The following is a 19,723-nucleotide window of genomic DNA, read 5'->3' as shown; positions in this document are numbered from 1 at the left end:
CGCTGGATTTTTTCGTGGACATAGTTGAACGTTGATCCGGCTCTCGAGCGTACTCGCGGGAAATGCCACAACGTGACGCCCGATCTGCCGGCGAAATGCTTGATGAAAATGCCTGGCCGGATGCCCGATGAGCGAGGAGGAAAACCGTCCGCCGATCCGTGCCGCGCTAGGAGAATAGCGGTTTTCGCCCGCCGCGCCCACCTCGGACCGATAAAACGCGCCTACTTGCGTTTAGCTTCCAGCTCTTCCCAGCGCTCCAGCGCGACGAGCAATTCCTCTTCGATCGCCGCGTGACGCTCGGACAGCCGCGCGCCTTCCTTCGCATCCTTCGCGAAGATCGAGCCGTCTTCGAGCCGCGCGCCGATCGCCTTCTGCTCGTCTTCCAGTTCGGCGATGCGCGCCGGCAGCGCTTCCAGTTCGCGCTGCTCCTTGAACGACAGTTTCACGGTGCGCTGCGCGTTGCGGCCCGCCGCGCTTTCCTTCGGCGCGTCGTCCTTGGGCGCTTCCTTCGCGGTCTGACGCGCCGCTTCCTCCGCGAGACGCTCCGAACGTTCGCGCTGAATCTGCCAGTCGGAGAAACCGCCGACATACTCGCGCCATTTGCCGCCGCCTTCGGCCGCGAACACCGAGGTCACGACGTTATCGAGGAACGCGCGGTCGTGGCTGACGAGCAACACCGTGCCGTCGTAATCCGACAGCAGTTCTTCGAGCAGTTCGAGTGTCGGAATGTCGAGATCGTTGGTCGGTTCGTCGAGCACGAGCACGTTCGCGGGGCGCGCGAACAGACGCGCGAGCAGCAGGCGATTGCGCTCGCCGCCCGACAGCGATCGCACCGGCGAACGCGCGCGCTCGGGCGCGAACAGGAAATCGCCGAGATAGCTCATCACGTGCTTCTTCACGCCGTTCACTTCGACCCATTCGCTGCCTGGACTGATGGTGTCGGCGAGCGACTTGTCGAGGTCGAGTTGCGCGCGCATCTGATCGAAATACGCGGTCTGAATGTTGGTGCCGATGCGCACGCGGCCTTCATCGGGCTGCAACTCGCCGAGAATCAGCTTAAGCAGCGTGGTCTTGCCCGCGCCGTTCGGGCCGACGAGACCGATCTTGTCGCCGCGCATCACGGTCGCCGTGAAGCGATCGACGATCGTGCGCTCGTAGCGCTTCGTCACGTCCGTCAGCTCGGCGACGATCTTGCCGGACTTCTCGCCTTGCCCGACATCGAGCTTCACGTTGCCCTGCACATTGCGGCGCTCGGCGCGCTCATTGCGCATTTCCACGAGCCGCGCGATGCGCCCGACGCTGCGCGTGCGCCGCGCCTCGACGCCCTTGCGAATCCACACTTCCTCTTGCGCGAGCAGCTTGTCGAACTTGTCCTGCTCGACTTTCTCGACTTCGAGCTGTTGCGCCTTTCTGGTCTGATACGCGCTGAAATTGCCCGGATACGACAGCAGCCTGCCGCGATCCAGTTCGACGATGCGCGTCGCCACGCGATCGAGAAACGCGCGATCGTGCGTAATGAAGAGCAGACCGGAGCGCAGCGTGACGAGCAACTCTTCCAGCCAGCGGATGCCATCGAAGTCGAGATGGTTGGTCGGCTCGTCGAGCAGCAGCACGTCGGGCTGCACGACCAGCGCGCGCGCCAGCGCGACGCGCTTTTTCATGCCGCCGGACAGGTCGCCCGCGCGCGCGTCGCCGTTAAGGCCGATCTGCGCGAGCGTCGTCGCGACACGCGTGCGCCAGTTCCACGCATCGCGCGTGTCGAGCGCCGATTGCAGCGCGTTCATGCGTGCGAGCAGGTCGTCATGCTGCGGGCCTTCGGGCGTGTCGGCGAGCGAATGCGCGACGGCGTCGTACTCGTCGAGGAGTGCGCGCGCGTCGGTGAGGCCGGACGCGACGACATCGAACACGGAGGCGTCGAGATCGAACTCCGGTTCCTGCGGCACGTAGACGGTCGTGAGTTCGCTCTGGCGCGTGACGAGGCCGTCATCGGCCGCGGCGAGACCCGCGACGATCTTCAGCAGCGACGACTTGCCGGCGCCGTTGCGGCCGATGAGCCCGACGCGCTCGCCCGCTTCGAGCGAGAAGTCGGCATGGTCGAGCAATGCGACGTGGCCGAACGCGAGCTGCGCGTCCGAAATGGAATAAAGCGACATGGGAGAACCGGATGAATGGCGAACAGTCGGCGCCACGCAGGGCGACCGATGGAAGCGGCCATTGTACCGGGCGGGGCGCTCGGCGCACGCGGCTTAGGCCGAACGGATGAGGCTTTGCAGCCCCGAGAACAGAAAGGCCGCCCGAATCCGATTCGCGGCGGCCTTCCCTTTTTCGCCTGAAAAGCGCGCTACTTCACGTGCACCTTGATCGTCGAGCTCATTTCCGGCCCGTACGAACGGTGCGCGCCGTCGCCGAACTGCATCGTCAGCGTGTGATCGCCGGGCGGCAGTTTCACATCGGCTTCGGTCTGGCCCTTGCCGAAGTGCAGCGACGTGTCGTTCGCCGGAATCACCGTGCCCTTCGGTAGCGGCTTGCTATCGATCAGCAGATGGTGATGGCCGGTGCCATCGGTCATCGTGCCGGCCGGCGCGATCGACATGCCATCGACGCCGAACTTCACGTGGACGGGACTCGTCACGGTCGCGCCGTCCTTCGGTTCGACGAAATAGACGCGTGCCTGCGCATGCACCGTACCGGCGTATTGCGTCAGCAGAACCGCGCCCGTCAACATCGCACCCAAGAGCTTTTGCTTCATCGTTTTATCTCCATGTTGTGAAACCGGTCGATGGCGTGAATGCGGCGCCGGACACCCGAAAAGCATACACCGGGCTTTCGGGCACGCGTATCCGGACCATCCTGCGGATCATGCAATGCGGCACGGCGTCGCGACGGCGGCCGGATCGCGGAACGATCGCGCCGATTCCGGTAAGATGCCGGGTCGCCGCGCAAAGTGCCGTACTGGAATGCACGCGGTCCATTTATCCCTTTCGAATCAAGAGTCTGTCGTGAGCGAAGTCATCGAATACAAAAGCTGGGTCTGCCTGATTTGCGGCTGGATCTACAACGAGGAAGAAGGCCTGCCGGACGAAGGCATCCCGGCCGGCACCCGTTTCGATGACATTCCCGTCGACTGGCGCTGCCCGCTGTGCGACGTGGGCAAGGCCGACTTCGTCGTCGTCGAGTTCTGATTCGTGCCGCCGCGCTTGGCGCGCGGCTCCATCGTTTCATATTCGTTGCATTTTTCAGCGCGCCACCGCGATCAGCTCGCGGCTCGCTTCGTCCACCGGCGCGCGATGCCAGTCTCCGTACCAGTCGATGCGCGCGAAACCCGCCTGCGTCAGCAGACGCGCGAGTTCGTCGCGCGTGCGAAAGCGCAATTCGCTCGGCGCGCCGAGCGTTTCTTCGGGCGTCGACAGGAAGCGATAGTGCGTCGTGAACGCCACGCGGCCCGTCGCGAGCGGATCGGGCGCGGCGTGCCGTTCCTGCCAGACTTCGACCGCTTTTCCGTCCGGCGCTTCGATGCGTCGCGGCGAACGCGCCGGCGTCCAGTTTTCCCACGCGCGCGCTGCCGGATTGCGGCTGTCGAACGCGATCGCGCCGCCCGGCCGAATCGCGCGGCGCGCGGCTTCGAACGTCGCCAGAAGCGCTGGATCGTCGAGGAACACTTGTGCGACGTGGCCGGTCATCACCAGCAGATCCGCCGCGCCGACGAACGGCAGCGCGGTCGCATCGCCTTCGATCCACGTCACCTCGTCGCCCTCCGGACGCGCCCGCGCGACTTGCAGCATCTGCGGCGACGGATCGATGCCCGTCACGCGATGCCCGCGCTTCGCCAGCTCGCAGGCGAGCAGCCCCGTGCCGCAGCCGAGATCGACGACATGCCGCGCCGATTCCGCCAGCGCGAGATAGAACGCGGTGTCGTCGGCGAACGGATTGAGGGCGTCGTACAGCGCGACGAGACGCGGATCGGTATAGAGCATCAGCGGCTCTGATACGCGAGCGCGTCGCGCAGCGGCTGGCTGCCGACCATGATCGGACCGCTGAACGGCGTATCAAGGTCGAGGATCACCAGCACCGCCGACGCGATCGACAGCGCGCCGAGCATGATGGTCACGAGCGAAAGCGCATTGCGCGGCGCAATCAGCCCGAAGCACAGAAAGATGATGAGCAGCCAGCCGACCAGAATGCGATCGAACGGGTAGGAAATCGACCCGTGCGCCTCTTCCACCAGCTTCCAGCGCAGAGCGATCAATTGCTCGAAGCGCGCGGCGGCATCGGCGGCGAGCTGACGATGATAGTCATCGTGTGGATGAAGCATGCGCACTTCGTGCTGGGCGCGGCTCAATATCTCGCCGAGCGTGTTGCTCGCGAGGCTGTCGGGGTTCTCCGGTGGCGCGACGTTCGGGTAGACGCCGGTCGGGCGCGGCTCGTTCGGCCACGTGCTCGCGATCGCCGCCGCCGTGTAGGAGCGCAGAAGCTCGCGCGCCTGATCGAGATCGGCGCCGTAGTCGCGCATCGCCCGATCGAGCTCGATGATCGAGGTCGCGTAGCCGCGCATGTCGCTGTTCGTGGTGTCGAAAACCGTTTTCGCCGATGCGGTCAGGAGGCCGAGCACCAGCGCCGCGAACGTGACCAGCATGCCGACGAGCAATTGAACGAGTTGCACCGTCTCCTGCGCCTTGTGCTCCTCGGGCAGGAGCGGCCGCACGATCGCGCCTAGGCCCGTGCTGGCCAGAAGAAGAATGAAGACGAGCACTGCGGACTGGATTTCGGTCATGAACGCATGAGCCGTTAGGGCGAGGCTGGAGTGGTCGCATTATCGGCGGGAAACAGCTTACGGTTCAATGCGGACTGGAAAGGTCGCGCGCACTGTCTGTTCCCGAGCGGATACGAATACTGACTTTCCGCGAGCTATCACACCTTTCGTTCCCGATTGGGTACGAATAAGCTGCAGCATACCTCTTCGTGTGTTAAGGTTCCCGATCGGGAACGAAACAAGAGCCACAATGAACGAGCATCGAGAACAGATCAATGATGTCGTTGCCTTGGGTGCGCTCGCGCGTGTTGTGCGGATTGCACAGGGCTTCACGCGTGACGAGCTTGCGGCAGCCACCGGCTTGTCGCCGAAGTTCATTTCTCAGGTCGAGGCGGGCAAGGCGACTGCGCAGTTCGGCAAAGTGCTTCAATTGCTCGGCGAACTCGGCATCCGGCTCTTTGCGGAAACTCCCGACACGAACTTCACGCAGGAAAGCCGCAAGGCAGCGCTGGGGCGGCGACGTTCGCCCAGAACCAGATCTGAGGCTTGACCGAGACACTTCATGGCGACGAGAACACTGGTCGCCTACGCGAACAGGCGGCGCGTGGGCACACTGACCGACGAAAACGGCATCTGGAGCTTCGGCTACGACAAGGACTGGGTATCCGCCAAAGACGCCTTCCCTCTTTCTCCTGCATTTCAGCTTACGGACGAAAGGGTAATCGACAGCTCATCCGAACGACCGGTTCAATGGTTCTTCGACAACCTCCTTCCCGAAGAAGGTATGCGAACGGCTCTCGCTCGGGAAGCGTCAACTGACGTCAACGACACCTGGGGTCTGCTGTCCTACTATGGCCGCGAGACCGCGGGAGCACTCGCGCTGCTGCCGGAAGGCGAAGAAGAGCCGGCGAGCGATCACGTCCCGCTGTCACTCGCAGCGCTCGAGAAGCGTATTCAGGACATGCCCCAGCATGCCCTCACCGCAACGTCACCCAAGCGCATGTCCGCGGCCGGTGCACAGCAAAAGCTGCTCATCATCCTGTCCGGCAAACATCCGACCTACGAATTGTTCGAACCGGTAGGCGCCGAGCCGTCCATGCACATACTCAAGCCGGATATGCGCGCGACCGGTTACCCCCATTCGGCCATCAACGAGTTCTTCTGCGCGCGTCTCGCCCGCCGGTTCGGCCTCGACGTACCTGACACGCACTTCATCAAGGTTCCGTCCGCGTGCTACATCATCGACCGCTTTGACCGGGACCGGATGTCCAGTCCCGCTGCAAGGATCCACACGCTCGACGCGACGCAGTTGCTGAACAAGGACAAAGCGTTCAAGTACAACAACGCGAATGTGGAAGCCCTTTCGGCCTGCATCGCCAGGCTCGGCACGAAGGCGCGCGCACGTCTCGGAATCTTCCGCTGGACGGTCTTCAACGTCCTGATCGGGAATGCCGACGCGCATCTCAAGAACGTCTCGTTCTTTTCCCATCCGACGGGCTATCAACTCGCGCCCTTCTACGACCTACTGAGCACGGTGGTCTACAACACGCCCACCTACAACGAACATGGAGAACGTTGGCCCACGATCGAGCTTTCGATGCCAATCGGGAACGCCAGGCGGTTCGACGAAATATCGCGCGCCGACGTGCTGGCGTTTGCTGAGACGCTGGGGATGAGCGCGACGGGCGCAGGGAAAGAACTCGATAAGCTGCTCGACGCGCTTGCGAAAAACATCGGTCAGACGCGTGACGAGGTGAATGCCATCGCACGACCCGACGCTGGCGAAGTCCGGCTGCTGGATTCGATTACGCGAATGCCGTTGGCCGAGATGAGCAAGGCATTGCGGTAGATGATGAACGCCGCAATACGCGGCAAGCGGGATGTTGGTCCCCCCGGCAGGAATCGAACCTGCATCTAGCGCTTAGGAGGCACTCGTTCTATCCATTGAACTACGGGGAGTGGACCGCGCCCAGCCGACGCGTCGGCGAGCGAGCGCAGAGTATAGCAAACGCCATCGGCGTGATCGGCTGCAACGCGAAGAAAATCGGACGCTTCAGCACGCGTCGATAAAAAGCTCGAGAACCAAGGGTTTATCCCTATCAAGTCGCGCCGAAGTCTGCCGCCATCGGAGTAATGGACCCATTTCCCGATATCAAGCCGCAGGGCGCATTCTCGGCGTTGCTGGCAGACCAGGACCTGACGCACCTCGAACGGGTGCTGCGTCGTTCATTGTCGTGCGATCTCGGCGGGCCGTTGCTGCCGCCTTCGTACTGGCGCGAGCGGCTGGCAACCATCACCCGTCAGTCACATCTCTCCCACACGCAGATACAGACGGTGCACCGCCTGTATCTGCATATCGACGCGTTCGAAGCCGCCGGGCGCGAACGCGAGCAAGCGCCCGTCGCAGCGGCTGGCGGCGGGACGTCTTCAGGCGCCTGAGCACGCTTCAATGACGATGCCTCAGCCACCATTCGCGCAGCGGATGCCGATGCGCGTGATCGCGCGCCGCCACGCGCTTGCGATGCTCATCGCGCCAATCCTGCGCGAGCAGCACGAAGACGATCGTCGCGAGGCACGCGAGTCCGACGAAAATGCTCGAAAAATCCCACATGGCGCCCTCCCGCTCTTCGATGCCGCCATGCTTGAATTCTAGGTCACGGCACGCGCTGTCTCACGCCGCCTGACGCGCGCGCTGCTGCTGTTGCGCGTGCGCCGCGAGCCGCACCGCCGCGTTGGCCGCGCCGTAGCCGTCGTAGCCGCCGCGCCGCTCGATCACTTCCAGGAAGAAGCGCTGATCGAGCTGCTCCGTGTACGCATGAAAGAACTCGCCGCCGCGTTCGTCGCGATCGTAGAGGATGTTGTGCTCGTGCATCTGGTCGATCTGCTCGTCGGGCAGGCCGAAGCGCGCAACCAGGTCGTCGTAGTAGTTGCGCGGGATGCGCAGGAATTTGACGCCATCGGCTTCCAGGCGGGGAATGGCATCGAAGATATCCGGCGTGCTGAACGCGACGTGATTCAGGCCCGAGCCGCGATACGTCGACAGCGATTCCGACACCGCCGTATAACGGTCCACCGACGCGTTCAGCGCGATACGCACCGAGCCGTCGCGGCTGCGCACCGCGCGGCTGCGCACGAGTCCGTACGGATCGGGCACGAGCACGGCAGCCTCGGTCTCGAAGCCGAACGCGCTGCGGAAGAACAGCACCCACGTGTCGAGCGCATCGGCGGGCAGCGAAAGACATACGTGATCGATACGCGAGAGCGGCCCCACTTCATACGGCCCGTCGATGTCGGTCAGAATGAAATCGGACTCCCAGAGCGTCGGACCGCCCGGCGCTTCGTCGACGAAATAATCGAGGCTGCCGTCGGGCGACTGCACGCCCGGCACCACGCGCTCGTTCGGGCCCACGCTTCCCGAGAACGGTTTCGAGCCGTACGCCGCTGCGCGTTCGAACGCGAGCTTCGCATCGTCGACATGAAAGGCGGACGCGCACAGCGACAAGCCGTGCTTCTGGAAAAACGCGCTCGCGAACGAATCCGCTTCCGCATTGAGCACGATCGAACCCGCGCCATGCCGGTACAGCGCGACATCCTTCGAGCGATGCTTGCCCGCGAGCCTGAAGCCGAGCCTGCCGAGCCATCGCGCGAGATGCTCGCGCGTGGAGTCGTCGACGGCGAATTCGAGAAACTGGAAGCCGATATGCTCCGGCGGCGCGGGCGGATTGAACAGTTCGGGCGGCACGTCCTTGCCCATCGCGCCCATCAGTTCGCGCGTCTGCTCTTCGAGAAAACGCAGCGAGCGATGACCATCCGCCGCCGTGATCGCGGTGGGCGCGGCGCGAAAGCCATCGTTGAAGATTTCCAGCGACAGCGGCCCCTTGTAGCCCGCTTCGAGCACGCGCGCCGTGAAGCCCGCGACATCGAACGCGCCCTGCCCCGGAAAGCACCGATAGTGGCGGCTCCATTCGAGCACGTCCATCGCGAGCAGGGGCGCATCGGCGATCTGCACGAACGCGATGCGATCGCCCGGAATCGATGCGATCTCCTCCACCGAATCGCGGATCGACAGCGTGTGGAAGGTGTCGAGTGCAAGCCCCAGGCTCGGATGGTTCACCGCATCGACGAGCTTCCACGCGTGCTTGTACGAGTTCACGTAACGGCCCCACGCAAGCGCTTCGTACGCGACGATCACGCCCGCCTGCTCCGCGGTGTTCGCGAGCACGCCGAGTTGATCGGTGATCAGCGCGTCGTCGCGAATCGTATCCGGCGACACGTTGCTGCACACGAGAATGCGGTCGGTGCCGAGTTCGTGCATGAGCTCGAACTTGCGCTTCGCGCGCTCGACGTTGCGCGCGAGCCGCTCGGGACTCACGCCGTCGAAATCGCGGAACGGCTGGAACAGGTAGATCTCCAGGCCGAGGTCGGCGCACATGCGGCGCACGTCGGCGGGCGTGCCGTCGAAATACAGCAGATCGTTCTCGAAGATCTCGACGCCGTCGAAACCGGCGGCCTTGATGGCCCGCAGCTTCTCGGGAAGCGTGCCGCTGATGGATACCGTCGCGATGGATGTCCGGATTGAACGCAGCATCGCTGCCTCCTGATTGCAGATGCGGATGGATCGGGTGCGGTTGCTGTCAGTGTAGGACGTCCGCGCCGGGGACGACGGATAACACACGCGCAAATCCTCGTCCACGCACGCAATCCATCTCATTCTGCGAGATAATAACAAACTAACTAGACCGTACAAATTAGTGAAAACACGAACCGACAGGGTTCGCGCGCACGTTCACACTGCAACGTATTCAATTTCGCACTGCAGCATGCAGTGCTCATCCATGCCGGAGCGCTCGCATGACCAACAAGACTTCGTACCTTATCGGCCTGATCGGATCGGGCATCGGCGGCTCGCTCACGCCGGCCATGCACGAAAAGGAAGGCGGCAATCTCGGACTCAATTACGTGTACCGGCGCATCGACCTGCAGGCGCTGGAACTGGAGCCGACCGCCCTGCCCGATCTGCTCGACGCCGCCGAACGCATGGGCTACGACGGCCTGAACATCACGTATCCGTGCAAGCAAAGCGTGATCCCGTTGCTCGATGACCTCGATTCCGACGCGCGCGCGCTCGGCGCCGTGAACACGGTGGTGCTGAAGGACGGCAAGCGCATCGGCTACAACACGGACTGGTCGGGCTTTGCGCGCGCGTTCCAGCGCGGGCTGCCCGGCGCGCCGCTCGAGCGCGTCGTGCAACTCGGCGCGGGCGGCGCGGGCGCGGCCGTCGCGCACGCGGCGCTCGCGATGGGCGCGCGCGAACTCACGCTGTTCGACTCCGACGCAGCACGCGCGGCCACGCTCGCCGCCGAACTCGGCGCGCGCTTTGCCGATCGCGTCGTGAAAAGCGGCGGCGACCTGCGCGAGACGCTCGCCAGCGCGAGCGGCCTCATCCACGCGACGCCGACCGGCATGGCGAAGCTGCCGGGCATGCCGTTGCCCGCCGAATATCTGCACAAGGAATTGTGGGTCGCGGAAATCGTCTATTTCCCGCTCGAAACAGAACTGCTGAAAGCGGCGAAGGCGCTCGGCTGCCGCACCGTGAGCGGCGGCGGCATGGCGGTGTGCCAGGCAGTCGATGCATTGCGCATCTTCACCGGCTGCGAGCCGGACGCCGAGCGCATGTTCGCGCATTTCCAGAGCCTGCTGGAACGCTAAACCCTGAATGGCGACAAAAAAACGGCGACCTCGTGAGAGCGTCGCCGTTTTGTCATCTGCGCGAAGAATGGATCAGCCGTCGCGCCGCATGTAGCGCAACACCGCATCGACGATCATTTCGCGATGACGCGCACGCGAGCGCACGCCCGACGGATCGCGCCCGAATGCCGCGCCCCACGTATGACGGTTCGCCACGCGGTGAAAGCAGAACGAGCTGATCATCAGATGCAGGTCGATCGGATCGACGTCGTCGCGAAACGTGCCCGCCGCGACACCGCGCGAGATGAGATCCTCGATGGTCTTCACGACGGTCGAGTTGCGCGCCTTGAAGGTCTTCGACAGTTCGATGTACTTCGCGCCGTGAATGTTTTCGATGGTCACGAGCCGCACGAAATCACGATGCTTGTCGTGATAGTCGAACGTGAAGCCGACGAATTCGCGCAATGCTTCCTCCGGCTCCATCTCCGCGAGCTGCAATTCCTGTTCGAGCGCGCGGATATCGCCGTAGACCTGCTCCAGCACCGCTTCGTACAGCCCTTCCTTGCTGCCGAAGTAATAGTACAGCATGCGCTTCGTGGTGTTGGTGCGCTCCGCGATGGCGTCGACGCGCGCGCCCGCGAGGCCCATCGCCGAAAACTCCTGCGTGGCGATGTCGAGAATGTTCCGCTTGGTCTCCTCAGGATCGTACTTGCGCCGCCCTTCTACTGTGGTCGACGAGGGCGCAGGACTGGCGGCCTTGCTTCCTTTTTTCATTTTTCTGTCTGAGAACGGCATTGAAAATCGATTCTAGCACGCGATATTGGCGCATCCTCGCCATAACAGGCGTTCGACGCCGAGGGCTTCACCTATAATTTTTTCACCCCACACAAATCGAAAATCATATGCGCATGAAGCGTTCTAGCCTGCTCGCCGCCTCGTTTCTCAGTGTGTCATTTGGAGCGCTGGCGCAGACCGCGCTGCCGCCCGGCCACCCGTCGTCGAAGCAGCTTATGGCCGCCGAAGGCGTCATGACGAGCGCGAACATCGCGCGCGGCGCCGCCGACGTGTGTCATATCGATGCCGCGAAAGTCGCGCGCTTCAAGGATGTCGTCCGCACGAGCTACCCCGACGCGCCCGATTTCGACGGCGAATGGAAGCTCGGTCTCGCGCAGGCGCAGCCGACCGTCGATCGCTTCGCCAAGCTCAAGACGAGCAATCCCGCCGAGTACAAGAAGGAGATCGGCGAGGCGTGCCCGGCGCTCGATCGCGGCATCGACGAAGTCACGCAGCAGCAGCAGTAATCACGCGTTCCTGCCGTCGTAATGCGCGCGCTTCTCGGCGTACATCGCGGCGTCGGCGCGCTGCAGCGTCGGTTCGAGGCGCTCGCCTTCGTGCGCGGTGGCCGCGCCCATCGCGAAGGATAGCGGCATGCCTGAATAGAACTGGTTGTTCACTTCGAGCAACTGGCGAATGCTGTCGATCACGGCTTCGCCGCCGCGCTCGTCGGTGCCGGGCAGCAGCACCATGAACTCGTCGCCGCCGATGCGCGCTGCCTGAAACGGCTTCTCCACCGCCTTGCCGAGCACTTCGCCCGCGCGGCGCAGAAGCGCATCGCCGGCGGCGTGACCGAGTTGATCGTTGACGGCCTTGAGCCCGTTGACATCGACGGCGACCGCCGTGACCGGGAACGGACCCTTGCGCTCCAGGCGATTGATCTCGTCGATGTAGAACGAGCGGTTCTTGAGCTTCGTGAGCACGTCGTGCTTGCCGAGAAATTCCAGATACGCCTCGGCCTTCTTGCGCGCGGTGATGTCCGTCAGCGCGATCAGCACGAGATCCCAGCGCGCTTCATGTCCCGGAAACACCGAGAACTGCAGATGCACGTGCACTTCGCTGCCATCGAGCGAATAGTTGAGCACCTCGCGCTGATGAAACAGCTTGCCGTCCCACAGCTCGATCAACTGTTCCTGGAAGTGCTGCTGCATGTCGTCGCGGAACACGTCGGGCAGGCGCGAGAGCAGCGTCGCCTTGTCCGGCGCGGCGAACATGCGCAAGGTGTGCTGATTCACATCGCGCACGTGGATTTCCTGCATGCAGCGCTCGACGAATTCCGGATGCACGTTGGTGAAGGTGCGAAAGTCGACGATGCCGCGCTCGCGCACATCATCGAGCAGCGCCTTCACGGAACTGAAATCCTCCACCCACAACGACACCGGCGAATGCTCGAACAGTCCGCGCGCGTAGAGTTCACTCGCGGCGGCCGTGCGCCGCATCGCTTCGAGCTCGGTGATGTCCTCGATGGTGACGAGCACGCGGCTCCACGTGTCCTCGTGCCCAGGCAGGACGACCGCCTTCAACAGCACATCGAGGCGCGCGCCGTCGAGCGTGTAGTTGACGGTCTGGCTCACGAAGCGCGGCTTGCCGGACCACAGTTGTTCGAGTTCGTCGACGTGTGTGGTGAGCATGTCGTCGCGAAACACGCGATCCAGGTTCTGCACCAGATGATCGACGTCCTTCGCGTGAAACAGCGACAGCGTGCGCTGATTGACCTTCACGACGCGAATGCGCGACGAGCATTCGGCGATGCGTTCGGGATTCTCGGCGAGAAACGCGCGCAGGTCGGTGACGCCCGCCGCGCGCCAGCGCTCGAACTGCTCGCGCACGGCGCTGAAATCCTCGAGCCAAAGGGAGACGGGCGCGAGGTCGAACATGTCGGCATCGTCCTCCGGCACGCCCGCCGGCATGAATTGACCGGCAGCGCGGCGCGGGTCGTTTGGCATGGTCATCCTTTCGGCTCGCGCCGGCTCAAAAATAGGTCGCGGAATTCATCTCATTATTGTAGCGCGCGTCAGTTTTCGAGGGCCGAATCGACGCCCCACCTGTGCCGGGGCGCGGCGTTTGCGCTCATGCCGGATATCGGGGGCGGATGCTACACTCGATTGGCTTCGCCCGCGCCGCGCGCACTCTCGGGGCGCTCCGCCCGGGCACGTTTGCTGCACCGTCCGCATCATCGGCGCGCTGTGCCGCATCCATTCACATCGCTAGAAGAAGGAGGCACGACTCTCATGGCTGATTTCCGCATCTGGTCCGATGAATTTCCGGCCAACGGCTTCATGACGCATGCGCAGGAGTTCGACCAGCAGGCGTTCGGCGGCTCGGGCGAGAACGTTTCCCCGGCGCTGCAATGGGAAGATCCGCCCGCCGACACGCACAGTCTCGCGCTCACCGTCTACGATCCGGACGCGCCCACGGGCAGCGGCTTCTGGCACTGGATCGTCGTCAATATTCCGCCCGACACGCGCTCTTTGCCGCGCAACGCCGGCAAGGCCGACGGCAGTCTGCTGCCGCAAGGCGCGCTGCAGCTTCGCAACGACTACGGCACGGTCGGCTTCGGTGGCGCAGCGCCGCCGCGCGGCGACAAGCCGCATCGCTACATCTTCCGCATTCATGCGCTGTCGGCGGAAAACCTGCCGCTCGACGTCAACACGACCAACGCGGTCGCGCGCTTCATGACGCATCTGAACGAGATCGATTCGGCGACCTACACCGGCCTCTACGAGCTGAAGTAAGCGCCCCGCACGGCGCGGCCCACTGCGGCCGCGCCGCAGCCCTACAAGCCATTTGAAAACGGCGCGTCCTACAATGCGCCGCCCGCCACTTCCCGCCCATCGATGGATTCCGATCAAGGTCTGCCGCTGCCCCAGCGATACTGGGCCATTGCCGTCGTCGCGCTCGGCATCACGCTCGCGGTGCTCGACGGCGCCATCGCCAACGTCGCGCTGCCGACCATCGCGCGCAATCTGAACGCGTCGCCCGCCGATTCCATCTGGGTCGTCAACGCATATCAGCTCGCCATCACCATTTCGCTGCTGCCGCTCGCGTCGCTGGGCGATCGCATCGGCTACCGGCGCGTGTACATGGCGGGGCTCGCGCTGTTCACGGTGTCGTCGTTCGCGTGCGCGCTGTCGGGCTCGCTCGTCACGCTCACCATCGCGCGCGTCGTGCAGGGCTTCGGCGCGGCGGGCATCATGAGTGTCAACACGGCGCTGGTTCGCATCATCTATCCGCAGGATCAGCTCGGGCGCGGCGTGTCGATCAACGCGACGGTCGTCGCGATCTCGTCGGTGATCGGGCCGACGGTCGCCTCGGGCGTGCTCGCCGTCGCGAGCTGGCCGTGGCTCTTCGCGATCAACGTGCCGATCGGCCTCGCGGCCTTCGCGATCGGCTGGAAGTCGATGCCGCGTACGCCGGGGCATCGGCAGCCTTACGACTACATCAGCGCGATCATGAACGCGCTGTTTTTCGGCATCGCGATCGTCGCGGTCGATGGTTTCGGGCACGGCGAGCACCGCCCGTATCTGGTCGGCGAACTCATCGCGACGGCGGTCATCGGCTACTTCTTCGTGAAGCGGCAACTGACGCAAAGCGCGCCGCTTTTGCCCGTCGATCTGTTGCGCATTCCGGTGTTCGCGCTGTCGGTCGCGGCGTCGGTGTGTTCGTTCTGCGCGCAGATGCTCGCGTTCGTTTCGCTGCCGTTTCTGCTGCAGGACTCGCTCGGCATGAGCCAGGTGGAGACGGGCTTTCTGATGACGCCGTGGCCGCTCGTCATCGTGTTCGTCGCGCCGCTCGCGGGCGTGCTCGCGGATCGCTATTCGGCCGGGCTGCTCGGCGGCATCGGGCTCGCCATTCTCACCGTCGGCCTGGTGCTGCTCGCGAGCGTCGGCGCGCATCCGGGCGCGTTCGACATCGCCTGGCGCATGGCGGTCTGCGGGCTCGGCTTCGGGCTTTTCCAGTCGCCCAACAATCGTCAGATGCTCGCGTCCGCGCCGCGCCATCGCAGCGGCGGCGCGAGCGGCATGCTCGGCACCGCGCGCCTCACCGGGCAGACGCTGGGCGCGGCGCTCGTCGCGCTGATTTTCGGCCTCGCGCCGAAGCAAGGCGCGGTGATCGCGCTCGCCGTCGCGGCGGCGTTCGCGGCGGTCGCCGGCGTGGTCAGCGTGCTGAGGCTCACCGGCAAGCGCAGCGTCGAGCCTGCCTGACGCATCCTCTTCATCGCGCCTCTTCGCGCTGGGCACAGCCTTTGCTGAAATTGCGAGCAAGCATTCCGCCAGTCGCGGAACGTTCGCAATCAGCAACAAGGAGTGTGTTCATGGCCATTTCCCTCAACGGCCGCAAGGTCGCGATTCTCGCTGTCGACGGATTCGAGCAGGCAGAACTCGTCGAACCGCAACGCGCGCTGAAGGAAGCCGGCGCGCAGGTGGATATCGTGTCGCAGAAGCCCGGCCAGATTCAGGGCTTCAGACACGTCGACAAGGGTGACAAGGTGAACGTCGACGTCACCTTCGATGCCGCCACCGCCGCCGATTACGACGCGCTGGTGCTGCCGGGCGGCGTCGTCAACGGCGATGCGATCCGCCTCGACGCCCGAGCGCAAAGCTTCGTGAAGGATGCCGACGCGGCGAAAAAGCCCATCGCGGTGATCTGTCACGGCGGCTGGCTGCCGATCTCGGCGGGCATCGTCGCGGGCCGCACGATGACGAGCTGGCCGAGTCTCCAGGACGACGTGCGCAACGCCGGCGGCACGTGGGTCGATCAGGAAGTGCAGATCGACGGCAATCTGATCACCAGCCGCAAACCCGACGATCTGCCCGCGTTCAACCAGGCGCTGATCGAGGCGCTCGGCCGGGCTCACGCCGCCTGAATTCATCGAACGGGAGCGAAAGCAGATGCCGATATTGTCGATGTCATATGCACGCGCGGCCTGCGCGGTCGCCTTGTCGCTGGCCGTCGCGGCGGCGTTCGCGCCGGCCGCGCAGGCCCAGACCGCGCGCGCCGCGAGCGCCGTGCAGAGCGAGAAGCTCTCGCCCGTCGATCAGCAGTTCCTGCAGGACGCCGGCCAGGCGGGCGCAACGGAACTCGCCGCGAGCAAGCTCGCGCTCACCCATGCGAGCGACCGGCAGGTGCGGGAGTTCGCACAGCGAATGATCGTCGATCACACGAAGCTCGCGCGCAATCTCGACGTGTTGGCGAAACGCCACGGCATCACCACGCCGCCCGCCGCCGATACGGCCGTGATCGGCAGTCTGCAAAATCTTCAGGGCGCGGAGTTCGACAAGGCCTATATTGAAAAGGTAGCCGTGGGCGGGCATCAGAAGGCCGTCGAACTGTTCAGGAAAGAGAGCGAAAGCGGCAACGACACCGCGATGAAGGCGGCCGCGAGCAAGGCGCTTCCGATCATCAGCCATCACTACGAGATGGCGCAGCAGCTCGCCAAAGCGAAGGCGGCATCATGAGCGTCGCGAATGTCGCCGCGCTCGCGGCCGCCTCCCGTTCGACCTCCCGCCCCGCCTATGAGGACTCGACCATGCACATCACGTTCGCAGACGAAGCCCCCGTTTTTGACGGCGACGACCTCGCGGTCCACTTCGCCGCGCTCATCGACGGCGAGCCGGTCGTATGCTCGATCACCGCCGAAGCGCTCGAAGATCACTTCGGGGCGGAGTCGCCACGCGAGGAACATCTGCTCGACGCGTTCGCGCGCGGCTCGGCGCGCATCCGCGCGGTGTGCGCCGAAGTGCTCGACGACAACGGCGGCCAGCCCGCCGTACTGAGGAGCGGCCTGTTCCGCGTCGCGGGCATGGAGCCGGATTGAGCGCACGCGTCGCGTAGCGCAGCCAAGCTGTCCCTGTACCACCCAAAGCCAACAAGGAGGGAACATGTCCCTGATCATTGCGGGCCGATTTCAGACCTTTCGCGCCGCGGAAACGGCAGCCCAGAAGCTCTTTGCGCGCGGCTTCATCGAAGAAGACGTGACGCTCTTTTTCGTCAATCCGAGCGGCCAGCACGCGCGTTATCCGGTCGGCGGCGATGTCGGCACGGATGCGGGCGCGAGCGCCGCGCCCAAGGGCGCCGGCAAGGGCGTGACGATCGGCGCGGTCGCCGGCGCCGTAGTGGGCGCGGCGATCTTCGCGGTCTTTCATGCGCCCTTGCTCGTCTCGGTAATCGCGGCTGGCGTCGGCGCTTATGTCGGCTCGCTCGTCGGCGCGATGTCGCATACGAAAAAGCCGGGCCATGCCGGGCATGCCGAAGAACCTGCGCGCCATGCGGGCGTGCTGGTCGCCGTGCATGTATCGCCGGAAACGCAGGAACAGGCTGCGACGGCGCTGCGCGAAGCGGGCGGCATGGATGTCGAGCGCGCGTCGGGCCGCTGGCAGCAAGGCCGCTGGAGCGACTTCGATCCGCTGCAGCCGCCGCATCCGGTGGGCGAGTTCGCGCACACGCGTGCGTGATGAGTCGCTGGATGTGTCGATGCAAACGCCCGCTTCGTGCGGGCGTTTTTTCTTGTCTCAGACCCAGGTCGAGCGCGCGTGATGACGCGGGAGGTTCGCCCGGATACCGCAGTCGGCGGGCAGCACGCGCGCCTTTCCCTCCTGCGCGGCGTGCGGCTCGCAGACGCGCCCATACTCGGCGCGCGCTGCCGGCGCGTCGATCGTTTGCTGCCGGACATGCATGGTGATCGCGGATGCCGCGATCGCCATCAGTATCAGAGACTCGCGATTCGCGAGCCGGTTGAAGATTTTCACTACGCTCTCCTGTTGCCGTGTCTTGCGCGCGTCTCGCAAACCGGACGCGCGCTGTAATGCCGTATCGACAGCAAGTGATATGCCGCGAATCGAATGACGCGGGCACGCCGCGTGCGCTATGAATCGGCGAGCCGCATCCCGCCGGGAGAGTGCGCCGTGACAATGTCGAAACCAATGGGAGGTGTTATATGAGCACGAACGTCGTATCGGTACTCAATGATCTCGTCGAAACCTCGAAGGACGGGGAAAAGGGTTTTCTCAAGGCGGCAGAGGATACGCGTGATCCAAGCCTCAAGCTGCTGTTTCAGAATCGCGCGCAGAAGTGCACGGAAGGCGCGCGCGAACTACAGGACATCGTCGCGCGGCTCGGCGGCAAGCCCGAAACCGGCGGCTCAGTGGCGGGCGCGCTGCATCGCGGCTGGGTCGATGTGAAATCGGCCGTGACCGGCCACAGCGATCACGCGATCCTCACGGAATGCGAGCGCGGCGAGGATGCCGCAAAGAAGAACTATCGCGAGGCGCTGGACAAGGATCTGCCCGCCGATATCCGCGCCGTCGTGGAGCGCCAGTACCAGGGCGTGCTGGAAAATCACGACCGCATCCGCGATCTGCGCGATCAGTACGCGGCCGCGAAGTCCTGATGCGATGATGCGGGCGGCCCCGGCAATCGCCACGGGCCGCGAAAAAGCAAACGGCCGCGCAATGCGGCCGTTTGTCCGTCAAGCGTACGAGGGCTGCGCTTACTGCGGCTGGCCCTTGTCGTTGGTGCCGAGCGCCGAAGCCGCCGCCGCTGCCGACGCGCCCTTCAGCTTGTGCGCCTTGTCCTGCTGATGCAGATAGGTGCCCTTCTGCTTCTTCGCGTGCGCGCCAGCGTCGGCGCCTGCCGTGGCCGCGTCGGATGCTGCCTGCGCGAAGGCCGCGGTCGAGAACGCCAGCGCGAGCGCGCCGATCAATGCCATCTTTTTCGTCTTCATGAAGAGCTCCTTTTTTTGCCGGGGCCTCTGAATGCCGGGCTGCTGCGCATTCGAGAGCCGCCTGTCTGAGTGACGCCCTGAACGGTCGTACTCGTTTTTAAGTTTCGAAGTGCTGCGAGGTGATACGCACTACGTGAAGCGTCTTTGCGACTGAAGCACCGGACAATCCAAACCCGGGCCCCAATGTGCGAACCCGCGCTTCGTCCGATTCCTCGCCGTGTACGGCGATTCGTCGAACCCCGCGCGGGTTCTGTGCTGCCGGCACTCAACCGCGGCCCGCCTTGGCGAAGCCGGGCATACGAACTATGCCATTACTTGGCGGCGATTTTAAGGTGATTCTTCACGGAAGCAACACCCGAAACGTTCGAAACGACTTCTTCCGCAGCGGTCTTGTCCTCGGCCGACGGCACCGTGCCCGTCAGCGAGACGATGCCCGACTTCGTCTTCACATGGATATGCGTGGACTTGACGTTCTTTGCGCCGAGCAGTTCGGCCTTGACCTTGGTGGTGATCGTGCTGTCGTCGACCTTCTGGCCGATCGACGTGTCCGAACCGCTCGTCGACGATGCCGAATTGGTCTGCGCACTCACGTTCAGCGCGAACACCACACATGCGATACCGCCTGCTGCCTTCAGGAATTGAGTCGTCTTCATGGCAATACTCCCATTTTGTCGATTATGGTCTGGCGCCCCGTTCGCCCGACTTCGTGCGACTTCGTGCGCGAGGCG

General features: G+C 64.3%; 24 protein-coding genes and 1 tRNA gene. 13 read left to right on the top strand and 12 right to left on the bottom strand.

What is annotated here, in order from left to right:
* Positions 1 to 221: 221 nt before the first annotated feature.
* A complete protein-coding gene (locus NK8_RS04285) occupies positions 222 to 2,153 on the bottom strand; it encodes an ATP-binding cassette domain-containing protein (protein ID WP_213227636.1) in 1,932 nt (643 codons plus the stop codon).
* A 188-nt stretch (positions 2,154 to 2,341) separates the two neighbouring features.
* Entirely contained in the window at positions 2,342 to 2,749 is a 408-nt protein-coding gene (locus NK8_RS04280) for a DUF4399 domain-containing protein (RefSeq protein WP_213227634.1), read from the bottom strand.
* Positions 2,750 to 2,957: 208 nt separating this feature from the next.
* Between NK8_RS04280 and NK8_RS04275 the strand changes: the two genes are divergently transcribed.
* Positions 2,958 to 3,182 carry a rubredoxin gene (locus NK8_RS04275; RefSeq protein WP_213228477.1) on the top strand — a complete coding sequence of 75 codons (225 nt, stop codon included), beginning with the start codon at positions 2,958 to 2,960 and terminating at the stop codon, positions 3,180 to 3,182.
* A gap of 54 nt (positions 3,183 to 3,236) precedes the next feature.
* Here the strand turns inward: NK8_RS04275 and NK8_RS04270 are convergent, their stop codons facing one another.
* Both NK8_RS04270 and NK8_RS04265 read right to left on the bottom strand, forming a co-directional pair.
* On the bottom strand, positions 3,237 to 3,974 hold the full coding sequence (locus NK8_RS04270) for a class I SAM-dependent methyltransferase (protein ID WP_213227632.1): 738 nt from the start codon (positions 3,972 to 3,974) through the stop codon (positions 3,237 to 3,239).
* Entirely contained in the window at positions 3,974 to 4,771 is a 798-nt protein-coding gene (locus NK8_RS04265; protein ID WP_213227630.1) for a hypothetical protein, read from the bottom strand. The genes NK8_RS04270 and NK8_RS04265 overlap by 1 nt, the downstream gene beginning before the upstream one ends.
* Before the next feature lie 229 nt (positions 4,772 to 5,000).
* Between NK8_RS04265 and NK8_RS04260 the strand changes: the two genes are divergently transcribed.
* Together NK8_RS04260 and NK8_RS04255 are read left to right on the top strand one after the other, a co-directional pair.
* Positions 5,001 to 5,300: a helix-turn-helix domain-containing protein gene (locus NK8_RS04260; RefSeq protein WP_213227628.1), complete on the top strand. Its 300-nt coding sequence runs from the start codon at positions 5,001 to 5,003 to the stop codon at positions 5,298 to 5,300.
* A 12-nt stretch (positions 5,301 to 5,312) separates the two neighbouring features.
* Positions 5,313 to 6,599, top strand: coding sequence for a HipA domain-containing protein (locus NK8_RS04255; RefSeq protein WP_213227626.1), 1,287 nt, complete (start codon positions 5,313 to 5,315; stop codon positions 6,597 to 6,599).
* Positions 6,600 to 6,634: 35 nt separating this feature from the next.
* Here NK8_RS04255 and NK8_RS04250 read toward each other — a convergent pair.
* Positions 6,635 to 6,709: transfer RNA gene (locus tag NK8_RS04250), tRNA-Arg, on the bottom strand.
* A 174-nt stretch (positions 6,710 to 6,883) separates the two neighbouring features.
* Here NK8_RS04250 and NK8_RS04245 point away from each other — a divergent pair.
* A complete protein-coding gene (locus NK8_RS04245; protein WP_213227624.1) occupies positions 6,884 to 7,189 on the top strand; it encodes a hypothetical protein in 306 nt (101 codons plus the stop codon).
* 7 nt (positions 7,190 to 7,196) lie between these two features.
* Here NK8_RS04245 and NK8_RS04240 read toward each other — a convergent pair whose 3' ends face one another.
* Positions 7,197 to 7,361, bottom strand: coding sequence for a hypothetical protein (locus NK8_RS04240; protein WP_213227622.1), 165 nt, complete (start codon positions 7,359 to 7,361; stop codon positions 7,197 to 7,199).
* 60 nt (positions 7,362 to 7,421) lie between these two features.
* Positions 7,422 to 9,326 carry a bifunctional sugar phosphate isomerase/epimerase/4-hydroxyphenylpyruvate dioxygenase family protein gene (locus NK8_RS04235; RefSeq protein WP_162066772.1) on the bottom strand — a complete coding sequence of 635 codons (1,905 nt, stop codon included), beginning with the start codon at positions 9,324 to 9,326 and terminating at the stop codon, positions 7,422 to 7,424.
* A 275-nt stretch (positions 9,327 to 9,601) separates the two neighbouring features.
* Here NK8_RS04235 and NK8_RS04230 point away from each other — a divergent pair, with 275 nt between their 5' ends.
* Complete coding sequence (locus tag NK8_RS04230) at positions 9,602 to 10,459, top strand: shikimate dehydrogenase (RefSeq protein ID WP_213227620.1); 858 nt, start codon at positions 9,602 to 9,604, stop codon at positions 10,457 to 10,459.
* A gap of 72 nt (positions 10,460 to 10,531) precedes the next feature.
* On the opposite strand, the gene NK8_RS04225 is transcribed toward NK8_RS04230, so the two are convergent.
* Complete coding sequence (locus NK8_RS04225) at positions 10,532 to 11,212, bottom strand: TetR family transcriptional regulator (protein ID WP_162065218.1); 681 nt, start codon at positions 11,210 to 11,212, stop codon at positions 10,532 to 10,534.
* Between the two features lie 134 nt (positions 11,213 to 11,346).
* Between NK8_RS04225 and NK8_RS04220 the strand changes: the two genes are divergently transcribed.
* Positions 11,347 to 11,739 carry a hypothetical protein gene (locus NK8_RS04220; protein WP_225936198.1) on the top strand — a complete coding sequence of 131 codons (393 nt, stop codon included), beginning with the start codon at positions 11,347 to 11,349 and terminating at the stop codon, positions 11,737 to 11,739.
* Here NK8_RS04220 and NK8_RS04215 read toward each other — a convergent pair whose 3' ends face one another.
* Positions 11,740 to 13,218 carry a diguanylate cyclase gene (locus NK8_RS04215; protein ID WP_162065217.1) on the bottom strand — a complete coding sequence of 493 codons (1,479 nt, stop codon included), beginning with the start codon at positions 13,216 to 13,218 and terminating at the stop codon, positions 11,740 to 11,742.
* Between the two features lie 285 nt (positions 13,219 to 13,503).
* On the opposite strand from NK8_RS04215, the gene NK8_RS04210 reads away from it, so the two are divergent.
* The 6 genes from NK8_RS04210 to NK8_RS04185 all read left to right on the top strand — a co-directional run bounded on the left by NK8_RS04210 (position 13,504) and on the right by NK8_RS04185 (position 17,727).
* Positions 13,504 to 14,007, top strand: a complete 504-nt coding sequence (locus tag NK8_RS04210; protein WP_162065216.1) for a YbhB/YbcL family Raf kinase inhibitor-like protein — start codon at positions 13,504 to 13,506, stop codon at positions 14,005 to 14,007.
* 102 nt (positions 14,008 to 14,109) lie between these two features.
* Positions 14,110 to 15,477, top strand: a complete 1,368-nt coding sequence (locus NK8_RS04205) for an MFS transporter (protein WP_213227618.1) — start codon at positions 14,110 to 14,112, stop codon at positions 15,475 to 15,477.
* A gap of 110 nt (positions 15,478 to 15,587) precedes the next feature.
* Positions 15,588 to 16,139 carry a type 1 glutamine amidotransferase domain-containing protein gene (locus tag NK8_RS04200; protein WP_162065214.1) on the top strand — a complete coding sequence of 184 codons (552 nt, stop codon included), beginning with the start codon at positions 15,588 to 15,590 and terminating at the stop codon, positions 16,137 to 16,139.
* 40 nt (positions 16,140 to 16,179) lie between these two features.
* Positions 16,180 to 16,731, top strand: a complete 552-nt coding sequence (locus NK8_RS04195; protein ID WP_213227616.1) for a DUF4142 domain-containing protein — start codon at positions 16,180 to 16,182, stop codon at positions 16,729 to 16,731.
* A complete protein-coding gene (locus NK8_RS04190; protein WP_162065212.1) occupies positions 16,728 to 17,090 on the top strand; it encodes a DUF1488 domain-containing protein in 363 nt (120 codons plus the stop codon). The genes NK8_RS04195 and NK8_RS04190 overlap by 4 nt, the downstream gene beginning before the upstream one ends.
* A 64-nt stretch (positions 17,091 to 17,154) precedes the next feature.
* Positions 17,155 to 17,727, top strand: coding sequence for a glycine zipper domain-containing protein (locus NK8_RS04185; RefSeq protein WP_162065211.1), 573 nt, complete (start codon positions 17,155 to 17,157; stop codon positions 17,725 to 17,727).
* A 57-nt stretch (positions 17,728 to 17,784) separates the two neighbouring features.
* On the opposite strand, the gene NK8_RS04180 is transcribed toward NK8_RS04185, so the two are convergent.
* On the bottom strand, positions 17,785 to 18,021 hold the full coding sequence (locus tag NK8_RS04180; protein WP_213227614.1) for a hypothetical protein: 237 nt from the start codon (positions 18,019 to 18,021) through the stop codon (positions 17,785 to 17,787).
* Between the two features lie 188 nt (positions 18,022 to 18,209).
* Here NK8_RS04180 and NK8_RS04175 point away from each other — a divergent pair, with 188 nt between their 5' ends.
* Complete coding sequence (locus tag NK8_RS04175; protein ID WP_061179478.1) at positions 18,210 to 18,662, top strand: PA2169 family four-helix-bundle protein; 453 nt, start codon at positions 18,210 to 18,212, stop codon at positions 18,660 to 18,662.
* 99 nt (positions 18,663 to 18,761) lie between these two features.
* Here NK8_RS04175 and NK8_RS04170 read toward each other — a convergent pair whose 3' ends face one another.
* Both NK8_RS04170 and NK8_RS04165 read right to left on the bottom strand, forming a co-directional pair.
* Positions 18,762 to 18,995 (bottom strand): hypothetical protein, encoded by a 234-nt coding sequence (locus NK8_RS04170; RefSeq protein WP_035506251.1) that lies wholly within the window; start codon positions 18,993 to 18,995, stop codon positions 18,762 to 18,764.
* A gap of 311 nt (positions 18,996 to 19,306) precedes the next feature.
* On the bottom strand, positions 19,307 to 19,648 hold the full coding sequence (locus tag NK8_RS04165; RefSeq protein ID WP_162065208.1) for a BON domain-containing protein: 342 nt from the start codon (positions 19,646 to 19,648) through the stop codon (positions 19,307 to 19,309).
* Positions 19,649 to 19,723 lie beyond the last annotated feature (75 nt).

This window comes from Caballeronia sp. NK8, assembly GCF_018408855.1.
Lineage (GTDB): Bacteria > Pseudomonadota > Gammaproteobacteria > Burkholderiales > Burkholderiaceae > Caballeronia.
Note: the sequence above shows the minus strand (reverse complement) of the source record. Positions and strands in the feature narration are given on the sequence as shown.